General features: G+C 57.6%; 9 protein-coding genes. 6 read left to right on the top strand and 3 right to left on the bottom strand.

The features are described 5' to 3' along the window. The first annotated feature begins 9 nt into the window (after positions 1–9). The 5 genes from SynBIOSE41_RS02220 to SynBIOSE41_RS02200 all read left to right on the top strand — a co-directional run bounded on the left by SynBIOSE41_RS02220 (position 10) and on the right by SynBIOSE41_RS02200 (position 8,289). Positions 10–129 carry a photosystem I reaction center subunit VIII gene (locus SynBIOSE41_RS02220; RefSeq protein WP_114993331.1) on the top strand — a complete coding sequence of 40 codons (120 nt, stop codon included), beginning with the start codon at positions 10–12 and terminating at the stop codon, positions 127–129. A 58-nt stretch (positions 130–187) separates the two neighbouring features. Next, positions 188–679: a photosystem I reaction center subunit XI gene (locus SynBIOSE41_RS02215; RefSeq protein ID WP_066904544.1), complete on the top strand. Its 492-nt coding sequence runs from the start codon at positions 188–190 to the stop codon at positions 677–679. A 128-nt stretch (positions 680–807) separates the two neighbouring features. Next, on the top strand, positions 808–3,945 hold the full coding sequence (locus SynBIOSE41_RS02210) for an efflux RND transporter permease subunit (protein WP_186539464.1): 3,138 nt from the start codon (positions 808–810) through the stop codon (positions 3,943–3,945). 139 nt (positions 3,946–4,084) lie between these two features. After that, entirely contained in the window at positions 4,085–4,354 is a 270-nt protein-coding gene (locus SynBIOSE41_RS18280) for a Nif11-like leader peptide family RiPP precursor (protein ID WP_186539463.1), read from the top strand. 614 nt (positions 4,355–4,968) lie between these two features. After that, positions 4,969–8,289, top strand: a complete 3,321-nt coding sequence (locus tag SynBIOSE41_RS02200; RefSeq protein ID WP_186539462.1) for a type 2 lanthipeptide synthetase LanM family protein — start codon at positions 4,969–4,971, stop codon at positions 8,287–8,289. Between the two features lie 10 nt (positions 8,290–8,299). Here the strand turns inward: SynBIOSE41_RS02200 and SynBIOSE41_RS02195 are convergent, their stop codons facing one another. After that, a complete protein-coding gene (locus SynBIOSE41_RS02195) occupies positions 8,300–8,608 on the bottom strand; it encodes a hypothetical protein (RefSeq protein WP_186539461.1) in 309 nt (102 codons plus the stop codon). 153 nt (positions 8,609–8,761) lie between these two features. Between SynBIOSE41_RS02195 and SynBIOSE41_RS02190 the strand changes: the two genes are divergently transcribed. Further along, positions 8,762–9,688, top strand: a complete 927-nt coding sequence (locus SynBIOSE41_RS02190; RefSeq protein WP_186539460.1) for a cupin — start codon at positions 8,762–8,764, stop codon at positions 9,686–9,688. Positions 9,689–9,802: 114 nt separating this feature from the next. Here SynBIOSE41_RS02190 and psaB read toward each other — a convergent pair whose 3' ends face one another. Then, entirely contained in the window at positions 9,803–12,010 is a 2,208-nt protein-coding gene (psaB, locus tag SynBIOSE41_RS02185) for a photosystem I core protein PsaB (RefSeq protein WP_067095224.1), read from the bottom strand. 22 nt (positions 12,011–12,032) lie between these two features. Then, positions 12,033–14,339 carry a photosystem I core protein PsaA gene (gene psaA / locus SynBIOSE41_RS02180; protein ID WP_186539459.1) on the bottom strand — a complete coding sequence of 769 codons (2,307 nt, stop codon included), beginning with the start codon at positions 14,337–14,339 and terminating at the stop codon, positions 12,033–12,035. Between the last annotated feature and the right edge of the window lie 159 nt (positions 14,340–14,498).

The following is a 14,498-nucleotide window of genomic DNA, read 5'->3' as shown; positions in this document are numbered from 1 at the left end:
GTCGCTGCCATGACAGGAGATTTCGTCGCTTCCTGGATGCCTTCGGTTTTCATTCCATTGGCTGGGGTTCTGGGTCCAGCTGTCGTGATGGTTCTGATGTTCAACCTGATCGAAACCACTGCTGACTGATCGCTCTCAGGCTCCGGCCAACGATCAAGCGCACCGCCCACCCACCGCTTTCCTATCCATGTCTGTTTCCCCCGTCGCTGATCCAACGGTTGGCAACCTCGCCACCCCGGTGAACAGCAACTACTTCACCAAGGCGTTTCTCAACGCGCTACCGATCTATCGACCTTCTCTCTCGCCGAACAGACGCGGCCTGGAGATTGGCATGACCCATGGGTATTTGCTGTATGGCCCTTTCGCCGTCTGTGGTCCTCTCCGAAACAGCGATTACGCATCAACGGCAGGATTGCTGGCCTCCATCGGATTGGTGTCGATCCTGACTGTGTGTCTGTCGATCTACGGCACCGCTGGCAACGGACCCAAGGTGCAACCGGCTGACGCCACCATCAACAATCCACCGTCAGACCTCTTCACCAAGGAAGGCTGGTCTGAATTTGCCAGTGGCTTCTGGCTGGGTGGTTGCGGAGGAGCGGCTTTTGCATGGTTCCTGGTCAGCGCAACTCCATTGCTCTATCTGGCCAAGATCGCTGGTGGTGTAGCGCCCGCAGGCTGATCCACTCACTCCAAGCTTCAACGAGGCAGTTTCAGATCACTGTTGAAGATGCCCTGGATGACGTCATCAATGACTCATTCGGGGCTTTCTGCTGCCAGGATCTGGGCCCTTGCTGAGCGGTCGCCGACTTGCGGTCCATCTCCCAGCCATTTCTGAGACGGCCCGTCTTCACCATCGTCTGCAGCTTGTTGGTGCTGTTGGCTGGGGTGGTGTCTCTGGTGGGCCTCGGCCTTGAAGACCTGCCTCAACTGGCACCCACCCGCGTGAGCGTGAGCGCCAGTTTTCCTGCCGCAGGCCCTGAAGTGGTGGAGCAAAGCGTCACATCAGTGCTGGAAAAACAGCTCAGTGGCCTGGATGGCCTGGAGAGCATGACCTCCAGCAGCAGGCAGGGCGGAGCCAGCCTCAGCCTGCGCTTCGAGTCAGGCGATCCAGAGCTCAACGCGATCAAGGTTCAGAACGAAGTCAACCTGGCCAGCCGTCGACTGCCCCAGTCAGTCACCAGACAGGGGCTGAATGTGAACCGCTCCAGCAATGACCTGCTGCTGATCCTCGGCTTCAGCGCTCCTCCCGGGATGTATGAGCCGATCTTCATCGGTGGCTGGCTCGACCAACGCCTCAGTGAAGGCCTGCGAACCACGCCTGGGGTTGGCGACATCCGTGTGTTCGGCAGTAGCGAGCTCGCCTACCGCCTCTGGCTGGATCCGAGTCTCCTGGAGCAATTCAGTCTGTCCACCAACGACATCACCGCCGCTCTGGCAGAGCAGAACGTTCTTGCCGCAGTGGGAAACCTGGGCGAGGCGCCGGCTCCGGCGGGACAGCTGTTCAGCCTGCCGGTGGATGCCGAAGGGCGTCTGCGCAGCAAGGCCGACTTTGAAGCCATGGTGGTGAAACGCACCAGCAACGGAGGCCTGGTTCGTCTGAAGGATGTAGGTCGCGTTGAGCTGGGCCAACGCAACTACGGCAGCAGCGCGCTCAATCTTCAGGGCGAAAGCTCAGTGGCTGTCGGCATCTTCCAGCGGGATGGATCGAACGCTCTGGAGGTCAGTCGTGCGGTTCGGGAGAGGCTGAAAAGCCTGGAAAGCAGCTTTCCCCCTGGGTTGGACGTGCAGATGATCTTTGATGTGGCCGAAAACGTCCAGGCCAATCTCGATCGCACCAGAGACACCCTCCGGGACGCGGTGCTGCTGGTGCTGGTGGTGCTGGTGCTGTTTCTGGGACGCTGGCGTCTGGCCTTGATTCCTGGCCTGGCGGTGCCTGTGGCGTTGATCGGCAGTCTGGTGGTGGTGCGCCTGAGCGGGTCGAATCTCAACAGCCTGATCCTGTTCGGCCTCGTGCTGGCCACGGGCATCGTTGTCGACGATGCCATCGTTGTCAGCGAAGACATCGCAGGCCGGATCGAACGGGGCGAAGAGCCACAGGGGGCTGCGGAAGATGCGATGGCAGAGCTTGCGGGCGCAGTTTTAGCCACATCTCTGGTTCTGGCTGCTGTCTTTCTGCCTGTTCTGCTGATCCCTGGCTCCATCGGCCGCCTGTATCAACCGATTGCACTGGCCATCAGCGGCGCAATTCTGTTCTCAACGTTCAATGCCCTCACGTTCACTCCGATGGCCTGCGCCCGTGTGCTGGGAAAAGGCGACGGACGATTGCCAGCACCGTTCAGATTGATCAGTCGAAGTCTGCGTGCGGGCATGGCCCGGTTGCAACGTCTTTACGCAAGGATGCTGGCGGTCTGGCTGGCACGGGGTAGAACCGTGATCGCGCTGGTGCTGGCAGGACTGATGCTCACCGGCATTGGTCTGGCGACGATCCCCACCTCCTTCATCCCCGACGAAGATCAGGGGCAGGTGCGCGGTTATTTCACGCTGCCGGAAGGGGCAAGCCTGGAACGTACCGAGGCTGTGATGGAACGCATCCGCGAGGTCGTCGCTGAAGAGCCCCTGATCCGCAGCGGCAATTTTTATGCCGGAAGCTCATTCGGACAGAGCGGCGAGGACACCGGGTCTTTCTATCTACGCCTCTCACCCCTGAAAGAACGCCCAGGGCGGCAGAACAGCAGTCAAGCCGTGAAGCAGCGTCTGAACAGCGAACTGAGACGACGCATCACCGACGCCCAGGTGATTGTGACCACGCCGCCCACGGTGCAGGGTTTCAGCAGCGAATCAGGCCTGCAGATGGAACTGCTGGATCGCAGTGGCGGCCAGCTCAGCCTGCAGGATTTCGAGAATCAGGCCCAGCAGTTCATCCTGGCTGCTCAGAACTCCAGGCAGTTCCAGCGCGTGAGCACGCGCTTCGATGCAAACTCACCGCGCTGGAGACTGGAGCTTGACCGCAGCCAGATGGCAGCGCTGGACCTACCGGTGGGTCCGACTCTCAGGGACATCGGAACCGCCATTGGAGGCCGTTTCATCGATGACACCTTCTCAGGGGGGGAAATCCGCAGCATCTACATCCAGCTTGAGGGAACTGACCGCAGCAAGCCTGGAGATCTCACGAGCCTGATGGTGCGCAACCGCAGCGGCGACCTGGTCTCATTGGCGAACGTTGCGCAACTGAAACGTGATTCAGGAGCGAATCGAATCACCCATTACAACCAGAAGCGATCGATCAGCATCACGGCCATCCCTTCAGATGGGTTCAGCAGTGGCCAGGCCATCGATCTCCTTCAGGCGATCAGTGATCGGACCGGAGGCAACAACCTGGGCCTGGCCTTCACCGGTCTTGCCAGAGAGGAGACCCGAGCGGAATCCGTGACCTGGGTGCTGTTCGGCCTTGGCGTCACGGTGGTGTATCTGTTGCTGGCGGGCCTCTATGAAAGCTTTGTGGATCCGCTGATCATCCTGCTCACAGTGCCGATGGCACTGCTGGGAGCCTTGATCGGCCTGAAGCTGCGCAGTCTCACGCTCGACGTCTTCGCCCAGATGGGCTTGCTGGTGCTGGTCAGCCTGGCCGCAAAGAATGGAATCCTGATTGTTGAATTCGCCAACCAACGGCTTGCCCAGGGCACCGCCCTGATCGATGCCATCGAGGAAGCGGCGATCAACAGAATGAGGCCGATTCTGCTGACAGCGGTGACATCGCTGGCGGGATTTCTGCCATTGCTGCTTGCCACCGGAACAGGTTCCGCCAGCCGCATCAGCATCGGCACCGTTGTCTTCAGCGGACTGCTGGTGTCAACGCTGCTCTCGCTGTTCATCGTGCCGGCCACCTATCTGCTGTTCAAACGCTGGAGAGGCGTCGGTCCTGCGATCCTTGAACTGGATGGCTGAAAGGCGGCGTGACCGGATTCAAGGCCTCATCAATGCGTCTCAGGTCAATGGCTTCATCCCTTAAAAAACCCAGAGTTATGAACAATCTCACGGCCATCTCAGCTAAGAATTAAAGGTTCATCGATACAACTTCTCCAAAATGAGCAGCCAAATCGAAGGCTTTAAGGCCAAGGTCGCCTCAGACGCAACGTTGCGGTCCAAGATCCAAAATGCCAGCGACGCAGAGATCATCTCATTGGCAGCTGCCGCAGGCTTCACAATCACAGAGAAGGAATTAAGGGATCTGAATGCTTCCAATCTGAGCGAGAAAGAATTGGAAGCTTTGGCTGGCGGTGCTGGTGATGATTACACCAAGTACCACACAACCTGCTATACCAAGTGTGCATGCTGGTCTGGCTGTGGCGGGTGACGCGCCAAACGGCGACCGCCGATCAATAAAGCAATAAGATACCGGCCGATGTTAATCATTCAACAACGTAGCCACATGATTGGCTTAATGTAACATCGGCTTTCCAAGCTTTGAATACAAAAAGCAAGGATACAGAAAAAATACAATTCAATTTTTTTTGCGACATGGTTGCATCCCCAACAGCCCACGTGAAAAGAACAATGACAACATGCAAGCGTCATGCAGCAAACAGCTGATGTTCACAAAAAGGCTTAAATTCTCTCAGGATTATTGATCAACGAGAAGAATTCTTAATTCAAGCCGCATGTAGCCAAGACATTCCAACCAAGATCGATGATGCAACCGATGCAGCGATTGCGAGGCTTGCAGCAACAGCTGGCTTCGCAACCACAGAACAGGAGTTGCAAGACCTCAACACCTCAAGACTTGAGGAGCATGGACTGGAAGCCCTCGATGGCAGCGGAATGCGCAACCCCGCGAACGATTCTGGTAACCGCCCGGCCAACACAGAACATCACACGGCTTTTCATGCAACGTACATTTACGAGCAATATCCCAGTTGTTGTTAACAACAACAAATTGACAGCATTCTCAGGGCTGATCAACCTAGAGAGATGACAGATGCCTCAACTGATTGGAAGGATCCTGATCCAGGCCTTTCTTTCCACACTCTGCTTGAAGAATGCCGAGAAATTGATGGCAACGCGTCGACCATCAACTTGAAGGACTTGCCTGAATCTCTCAGGATGAGTTGGCAAGCAGCCCTGGGCCCGGAGGAACCGCACAAACTCGAGCGGCGTTTGCAATGGGATCGTCTAGCGACTGAACGAATTGCCGCACAGATCCAAAGCTGCGAGTCCCCCTCCACCTGTCACCCACTCTGGACTGAACGACTGAAACGGCTCCAGAAATCACTCCAACAGTGCTGGGATCAGCCCCTGTTAGAGGGAGATCAACTCCATCAACTTGCCTTTCCCTTCGTTGACCTCTGGCATCCGGCCGCTCTGCTCATAATGAGCGACCTGCGTCAGCAGGTATCAAGCACTCTTCCTCAGCTGATCCTGCAAGACAGCGCATGGGCCGATCTCGAGCGGAACCTTATTGCCCGACTGTCTTTTCTCGGAGAGCAACTGCTCTGGAAGCCGTTCATGGAAGGACGTCGGTCGGGAACCATGCTTCTTGCACAGCTTGGCCCAGACGGCAGCGGCCAGCACGGTCCAGTGCGCGAGTACTACCAGAGTTTCATCCAGGACTTACGCCAAGACGGACTGAAGTCTTTGCTGCAGCAGCATCCAGTATTCGGAAAGCTCCTTGCCGATCTGCTTGAACGCTGGCCAACCAACATTCTTGAAATGCTGAACCGGCTTCAAGGCGACCGACCTGATCTTGCCAATCGCTTCGGAATCAGCATTGGGGCACCACTGAGCCGGTTGAGGGCCGGACTCAGCGATCCCCACCGGGGAGGGCGCGGCGTCATCCGGCTGAGCTTTGGCGACGAAACATCTGAGCAACATCTGATTTACAAGCCCAAGGATCTTCGCCTGGATGCCACCTGGCAGGAGGCTCTGGCTGACCTCAACCAACACAGCAAGCTCCCGCCTCTACGTACGCTCCAACTGCTATGTCGTGAGAACTATGGCTGGATGGAAGCGGTGCAGCACCGTCTCTGCCGCACGCCCGATGAACTGAATCGCTTTTACCACAATGCTGGCCGGATAACGGCCATGCTCCATTTGCTTGGCTGCACCGATTGCCATGAGGAGAATCTGATCGCCGAAGGCGATCAGCTGCTGCTGATCGATACCGAAACACTGTTTGAACCGGAGCTGCCAAACCACATTGCTGAAGCACGCAGCGAGCCCCAGATCGAGCGCGGCAGCCTGAGGCATCGCATCGCCGATTCAGTACTCCGAACAGGTGTACTACCACGCTGGATCTTCACCGGTGATGGTGCTCAAGACATCAGTGCGCTCGGGGCCACTCCTCCCATAACAGCGGAGCACATGGTGCCCGGCTGGGTCGAGCTCAATAGTGACGGAATGATGCCAGGACAACTAATGCGTCCAGCAACGTTGCCGACAAGTCTCCCGGTGGGGATAGGAGAACGCAATCCTTTCACGCGTCATCTGGATGTCTTCACTCAAGGCTTCACTGATCAGTGGCATGTCGTGATCGAGTGCCGAAAACGATGGCTGCAAAACGATGGGATTCTGCAACGTTTCACCGGACTGCCTCGTCGAATCGTGCTGCGAGCCACGGCTGTTTACGCCACGATCCTCCGCCAGCAGCTTCAAGCCGATGCCTTGCGCTCACCGATTCAGCAGGCCATGAAGCAGGAACAACTGGCCAGAAGTTTCCTGCTCGCCGACCAGGTTCCTCAGCACTGGCCAATCTTTGCCGCGGAGGTGCGCCAGCTGGAACAACTGGATGTTCCCTACTTCGAGCATCGCATCGATAGCTGTGATCTGATCCTGGATCAACAGGGATCCGAACTACAGGGGTTCATCCGCACCAGTGGACTCAATGCGGCACGGATTCGGCTCAAGCAGATGGAAGAGCAGGAACTGGAGTTTCAGCTGAAGTTGATCCGAGGCGCCTGCGAAGCCCGCTTCCTGGGAGAACAAACACCTGAATTCAGCGAATCGCAGCTGATCACGGCGGGAGACACATCCAAATCGCTATCGGATCAAAGCCCAAGCCTGACTCAAGAAGCAGCGGTGGAACGGCTCATTGAGCAATTAAAAAACAGCGCCATCACCGATCCAGACGGCAGCTCCGAGTGGCTGGGGATGAACATTGGTGAGGATGGTGAAGGCTTCACCTTCGGTCCCGTGGGATCCGAGCTGTACGGCGGTTCGATCGGCATCGGCTGTCTGCTGCGAGCCTGGCGAGGCGACGGCCAGGAGAACTCTTTTGAACGAGCAGTGCTCAAACCGTTGCAAACGCTCTGTGACCAGAATCGTCGGGATGGTCGTTTGCGCTGGTGGCGTGATCAGGCCAAAGGGCTGATGGGCTGCGGTGGGATGCTCCTAGCTCTGCAACTGATGGGTGAACAGGGTCAAAGCAACGCGACGCGGATCCTCGATGGACTCATGAGCGAAGCTCGCGCGGACTACCTCAGGCGCGATCGTCAGTTTGATCTAATTGGAGGTGTCGCCGGCCTAATCGGCCCCTTGCTCGCCATCCAGAGTGATCAGAGCCTGGGACTGGCCAGCGTCTGCGGTGAGCGACTGTTGGAAGCGCAGGATCCTGATGGCAGCTGGAGGGATATACCGATGCGGCCGGGCATGCTCGGCTTCTCCCATGGAACTGCTGGAATTGCGGCATCACTAACTCGGTTGCACGCTCACAACGGTGACACCCGACTGCTGGACGCGGCATGCCGTGCACTGGGCTATGAGCGACGGCACTTCGTGCCTGACCAAGGGAACTGGCTCGACCTGCGCCGGGACCAAACCGACCAAACCGGTCAGCCCAAGCAGGTCTGTACCAGCACCTGGTGCCATGGAGCTCCCGGGATTGCTCTGGGCCGAGCCTGCCTCTGGGGAACACCTCTGTGGGATGAGGACTGCGAGAACGAGCTACACACAGCAATCAGAAACACCGCTCAGAGTCAACTCACCCATGCGGACCATCTGTGCTGTGGATCCTTAGGTCTCATTGCCATCATGCGAATGCTTCTGTCAGGTCCCTGGCCGATCCCCACAGCCTTAAGTGAGCATTGCCAACAAAGCATCAAGGCCATCGAAACGGATGTGCTGAACAGGGTGGGGCAAGACCCACCCGATTTGATCTGCCTCGGGACACCCGAGGGAAACCTCACACTCCCAGGTTTCTTCAACGGTCTCAGCGGCATGGGGATGGCACTGCTCGGCAATGAACGGTCGGAGCGCATGCTCAACAGCCTGCTAACTGCAGGGCTATGGCCGAACTAAGTGCTTTCGTTCAACAAGGCTCGAAGCGTTGGTTGAGTGCAGGACCTCCACCTGGAGGAATCGCACAGGACTCGCCGGAGGCAAACATAGACCTCTTCTCTACAGACTGAACAGGGACGGTCTGCTGAGTCGCATTTAATTGAGGCGATCGAAGGGGTGCAGGAAAAACCGCAGGCCTCTGGGTACGTTCCTCCGCCTCAAGCTGAGCCAGGTCGATTCGCTCTCTTGGCAGGATCTGCATGGTGAGGTTGTAACCGGCCGCGACGCCAACCAGCAGCACCACGAGCTCCAGTTTGGGGGGCAGGGAAGGAAGCGACATCAAGGACTCAACCAATCGGTGATGGACCAGTAGACACGAACGGCAGGGTCAAAACGTGACTGAGATCGGTCGAAACAATGACGCTTTGCATACGAAGTCAGGGTCCAGCGATTTGTAAGGTGTGTGCTCCTTTAAGCGCTGAGACGTCACGGCATGCTGAGCAGCGCAACGAATCGCCAAGCGTCATCGTCCCAGGCTCAGTATTTCTCCTACGGCGAAGCGGCCAACCCAATCCGCAGCGGACTGACCGGCGCCGTTCCCTATCGCTCCTTTTCCCCGGCTTTCTTTTCCCAGAGCGGCAGTGCTGTGATGCCTCTGGATCTGAGCGATGAACTGCAGTGCAGTGGACCTGCCAGCGGCCCATCGTTATGCGCCAACTTCATCCGACTGGATGGCGACGGACTGCGCACTGCCGCTGTGGCAACAAGCCAGTTGTTCTTCGTGGCCGATGGCCAAGGTGACACTGAAGCCTGCGGAGAACACTTCCAGTGGACGAAGGGCGACATGCTCGTTCTGCCCGCCGGAGGAGACGCCATTCACAGCTGCTCTGGCAAAGCGTCTCTCTACTGGGTGCACGACGCGCCACTGCTGCGTTTTCTGGGTGTGACTCCCAATGAAGCCCGTTTTAAGCCAACGTTTTACAGCCATCGCGACAGCCAGGGGCGACTGGCTGAGATCGCAGCCAGCCCCAGCGGCGCCCGTGCCAACCGGGTCAGCGTGCTGCTGGGCAACTCTGCGTTTCCCCAAACAAGAACGGTGAGCCACACCCTTTGGGCCATGCTCGGCATTCTTCCCGCGGGGCAGGAACAGAAGCCCCATCGCCACCAATCGATCGCCCTGGATTTCGCCGTGGATTGCAGGCCAGGTTGCTACACCCTGATTGGCACTGAGCTCGATGATCAGGGAAGAATCCGAAACCCACACAGGGAAGACTGGACAGCTGGTGCCGCATTCGTGACCCCACCGGGCTACTGGCATTCGCACCACAACGAGTCAGGTGAGGATGCCTATGTGCTGCCGATTCAGGACGCAGGACTGCACACCTATCTGCGGACGCTGGACATTCTTTTTAGCGGCTGATGAACGGCTGAATTGTTCTGCACCATTCAGCTTCAGCCAACAAAAAACCCCCGCCAGATGTACTGGACAGGGGTAATTGAAATCTTGCCCTGTGGTCAGGGCAATCAGGATTGATCAGCCGAACTTGCCGGATGTCGATGCGATCAGGAAGGCTGCATACGTGAGGATGTAGCCGATCGTGAAGTGGGCGAGACCCACAACACGAGCCTGAACGATGGACAGAGCCACTGGCTTGTCGCGCCAGCCAACAAGGTTGGCGAGCGGTGTGCGCTGATGAGCCCAGACGATGGTCTCGATCAGCTCCTGCCAGTAACCACGCCAGGAGATCAGGAACATGAATCCAGTCGCCCAGACGAGGTGGCCGAACAGGAACATCCAGGCCCAGACGGCGAGGTTGTTGCTGCCGAAGGGGTTGTAACCGTTGATCAGCTGGGAGGAATTCAGCCACAGGTAGTCACGGAACCAGCCCATCAGGTAGGTGCTGGACTCATTGAACTGAGCGACGTTGCCCTGCCAGATGGCCAGGTGCTTCCAATGCCAGTAGAAGGTGACCCAACCGATTGTGTTCAGGGCCCAGAAGACGGCCAGATAGAAGGCGTCCCAGGCAGAGATGTCACAAGTACCGCCTCGGCCAGGGCCGTCACAGGGGAAGGAGTAACCGAAGTCCTTTTTGTCAGGCATCAGCTTGGAGCCACGAGCATCCAGCGCGCCTTTGACCAGGATCAGAGTGGTGGTGTGCAGACCCAGAGCGATGGCGTGGTGAACCATGAAGTCACCAGGACCGATCGGCAAGAACACGTCGGTGTTGCCGTTGATGGCATCCATCCAGCCACCCATGTAGGCAGCGTTGGCATTGGCTGCAGCACCAGCGGAATTGGAGAGAAGAACGTCGAAACCGTAGATCGCCTTACCGGAAGCGGCTTGAACGAACTGGGCAAAGACGGGCTCAACCAGAATCTGCTTCTCAGGTGTTCCGAACGCCACAACAACATCGTTGTGAACGTAGAGACCAAGCGTATGGAAGCCAAGGAAGAGGGTGATCCAGCTCAGGTGGCTGATGATCGCTTCCTTGTGCTCCAGCATCCTGGCCAGGACATTGTCCTTGTTGGCTTCGGGGTCGTAGTCACGGATGAAGAAGATCGCTCCGTGAGCAAAGGCACCGCACATCAGGAAGATGGCGATGTACTGGTGGTGCGTGTATAGAGCAGCCTGTGTCGTATAGGCCTTGGCGATGAAGGCATACGACGGCATCGCATACATGTGTTGTGCCACCAGGGAGGTGACCACACCCAGGGAAGCAAGAGCAAGGCCGAGCTGCATGTGCAGGCTGTTGTTCAAGGTGTCGTAAAGACCCTTGTGGCCAGCGCCGAGATCACCGGGAGTGCCCTTGGGAGGGTTATGAGCTTCGAGGATCTCCTTGATGGAGTGTCCGATACCGAAGTTGGTCCTGTACATGTGACCAGCGATCACAAACAGGCAACCAATCGCCAGGTGGTGATGGGCGATGTCAGTGAGCCAGAGAGCTTCTGTCTGAGGATGGAAGCCACCGAGGAAGGTGAGAATCGCAGTTCCAGAGCCTTCGGCCGTACCGAAGATTTGACCCGCGGAATCAGGATTCTGTGCATACACACCCCAGTTGCCGGTGAAGAAAGGTCCAAGACCGGCGGGGTGAGGCATCACGCTCAGGAAGTTGTCCCACCCGACGTGCTGACCCCTGGATTCAGGAATCGCCACGTGCACCAGGTGACCTGTCCAGGCGATGGAGCTGAAACCGAAGAGGACTGCCAGGTGATGGTTCAGACGTGACTCAGCATTTTTGAACCATGCAAGTGACGGGCGGAACTTGGGCTGCAGGTGCAGCCAACCGGCGAACAATGCCCAGGCCGACAGGATCATCATGAAGATGGATCCCTGATACAGCTCGGCGTTCTTCGTCATGCCGATTGTGTAGAACCAGTGGTACAGGCCTGAGTAGGCGATGTTCACTGGCGATGTGGCTCCCGCTTGGGTGAAGGCGGTAATGGCGCCTTGACCGAAATGGGGATCCCAGATTGCGTGAGCAATGGGCTTCACGTGCAGAGGGTCGGCGACCCACTGTTCAAAGTTGCCCTGCCAGGCGATATGGAACAGGTTTCCCGAAACCCAGAGACCGATGATTGCGAGATGCCCGAAATGGGTGGAGAAGAGCTTTTGGTAAAGCCTCTCCTCCGTCATTCCGTCATGGCTCTCGAAGTCGTGAGCCGTGGCGATCCCGTACCAGATGCGGCGGGTTGTCGGGTCCTGTGCCAGACCCTGGCTGAACGAAGGAAATTTCGTTGCCATTAGAGGGAAAGTTCAGGAAAGGTCAGCCGCCCACCACAAGGATGTGGGCATGGAAGAAGGACCACGTGACTGTGATGCCGCCCAGCAGATAGTGAGCAACACCGACAGCACGGCCCTGGATGATGGACAGAGCACGAGGCTGGATGCCAGGAGCCACCTTCAGCTTGTTGTGAGCCCAGACGATGGACTCAATCAGCTCCTGCCAGTAGCCGCGGCCACTGAAGAGGAACATCAGGCTGAAGGCCCAGATGAAGTGACCACCAAGGAACATGATTCCGTAGCCAGCTGTGTTGGAGCCGTAGCTGTTGATCACCTGAACGGCCTGAGCCCACAGGAAATCACGCAACCAACCGTTGATGGTGATGGCGCTGTTGGCGAAATTGCCGTTGGTGAGGTATTGGACTGAACCATCAGGCCTCACGGCACCCCAGACATCGCTCTGCATTTTCCAGGAGAAGTGGAAAATGACAACCGACAGGGAGTTGTACATCCAGAACAGACCCAGGAAGACATGGTCCCAAGCAGACACCTGACAGGTGCCGCCGCGACCAGGGCCATCGCAGGAGAAGCGGAAACCGAGGTTGGCTTTGTCTGGAATCAGGCGGGAATTACGGGCATAGAGAACACCCTTGAGCAGGATCAACACCGTCACGTGAATCGTGAAGGCGTGAATGTGGTGGACCATGAAGTCCGCCGTGCCCAGAGGAATCGGAGCAGCTGCAACCTTGCCGCCAACGGCCACGACCGAACCGTTGAACACTTCACTGACGCCAGCGAGAGCGTTGGGTGCGGTGCTGCCGGCAGCTGCAGCGTGCAGACTCTGAATCCACTGTGCGAAAACAGGTCTGAGCTGAATCGCCGAATCGCTGAACATGTCCTGGGGGCGACCCAGAGCACGCATGGTGTCGTTATGGATGTACAGGCCGAAGCTGTGGAAGCCAAGCCAGATGCACACCCAGTTGAGGTGGCTGATCAGAGCGTCACGGGCCTTGAGCACCCGGTCAAGAACGTTGTCAACGTGCTTGGCAGGGTCGTAATCGCGAATCATCGCTATGGCGGCATGCGCTGAAGCACCGACGATCAGGAAGCCACCAATCCACATGTGATGGGTGAACAGACCGATCTGAGTCGGATAGTCAATCGACATGTACGGATAAGGAGGCATCGCGTACATGTGCTGGGCAACGATGATGCTCAGGGAGCCGAGCATTGCAAGGTTCAGAGCCAGCTGGGCATGCCAGCTGTTGATCATGAACTCGAACAGGCCGTCATGGCCCTTCGTTGCAGGGAAAAGCAGAGGATCGCCTTTCTGGCCCTCGAGAATCTCCTTGATGGAGTGCCCGATTCCCCAGTTGGTCCGGTACATGTGACCGGCCACGATGAACAGCACCGCGATGGCCAGGTGGTGATGAGCGATATCGGTCATCCACATGCTTCCGGTCACAGGATTAATCCCACCCTTGAAGGTGAGGAAATCGCTGTATGCAGCCCAGTTGCCATTGAAAAACGCACCGACGCCGGCACCGAATCCCGGATAGAGCTGAGCCAACAAATCCTGATTGAGGAATTCGTGGGGAAGAGGAATATCCGCCATGGAAGCAATGGTCTTGCCGTTCAACACCAGCGGCTGGCCGGCATCGATGGCATCCATCAACTTCGTGGTGGGCAGGGAGACATGCAGCAGGTGACCGGTCCAGGAGAGTGAGCCCAGGCCGAGCAGACCAGCCAAGTGGTGGTTGAGCATCGACTCAACGTTCTGGAACCACTCAAGCTTCGGAGCTGCCTTGTGGTAGTGAAAAACCCCTGCATTCAGCATCAGGCCGGCCATCACCAGAGCGCCAATGGCCAGAGACATCAACTGCGTCTCATTGGTGATGCCCCAGGCTCTCCAGACATGGAAGAGACCGGAGGTGATCTGGATGCCTTGGAAGCCGGCACCCATATCGCCGTTGAGGATTTCCTGGCCAAAGATCGGCCAAACCACCTGAGCGCTTGGCTTCACATGGGTGGGATCGGCGAGCCAGCCGGAAAAGTTGGAGAAGTGGGCGCCGTGGAAAAAGGCACCACTCAGCCAGATGAAGATCACGGCCAGATGGCCGAAGTGAGCACTAAAGATCTTCCGAGAAACCTCCTCAAGGTCACTCGTGTGGCTGTCGAAATCGTGAGCGTTGGCGTGGAGATTCCAAACCCAGGTAGTGGTTTTGGGACCTTTCGCGAGGGCTCGGTCGAAATGTCCGGGCTTACCGAACAGTTCGAAGGTCGCTGGATTGTCGACCTTTTCGACCTGAGTCTTCGCGGTGCTCCCACGCTCTGGTGGGCTGATGGTCATCGAGTCGTTCCTCGAGGGACGGGATCGAGGTGGTGGGACACCCCTCCGGAAATCTTGTGGACTGCCGGGGCCCCGGTCGCGGTTCAGCAAAGCCTCACCGCGACCGGGCGCCAGTGGTATTCAGAGTAGACCTCTGTCTCTCACTGGAGCTAGAGCCCC

The organism is Synechococcus sp. BIOS-E4-1 (assembly GCF_014279995.1).
In the GTDB taxonomy this organism is placed as follows: Bacteria; Cyanobacteriota; Cyanobacteriia; order PCC-6307; family Cyanobiaceae; genus Synechococcus_C.
The sequence above is the reverse complement of the archived record's forward strand: the minus strand, read 5'-3'. Positions and strand labels throughout refer to the sequence as shown.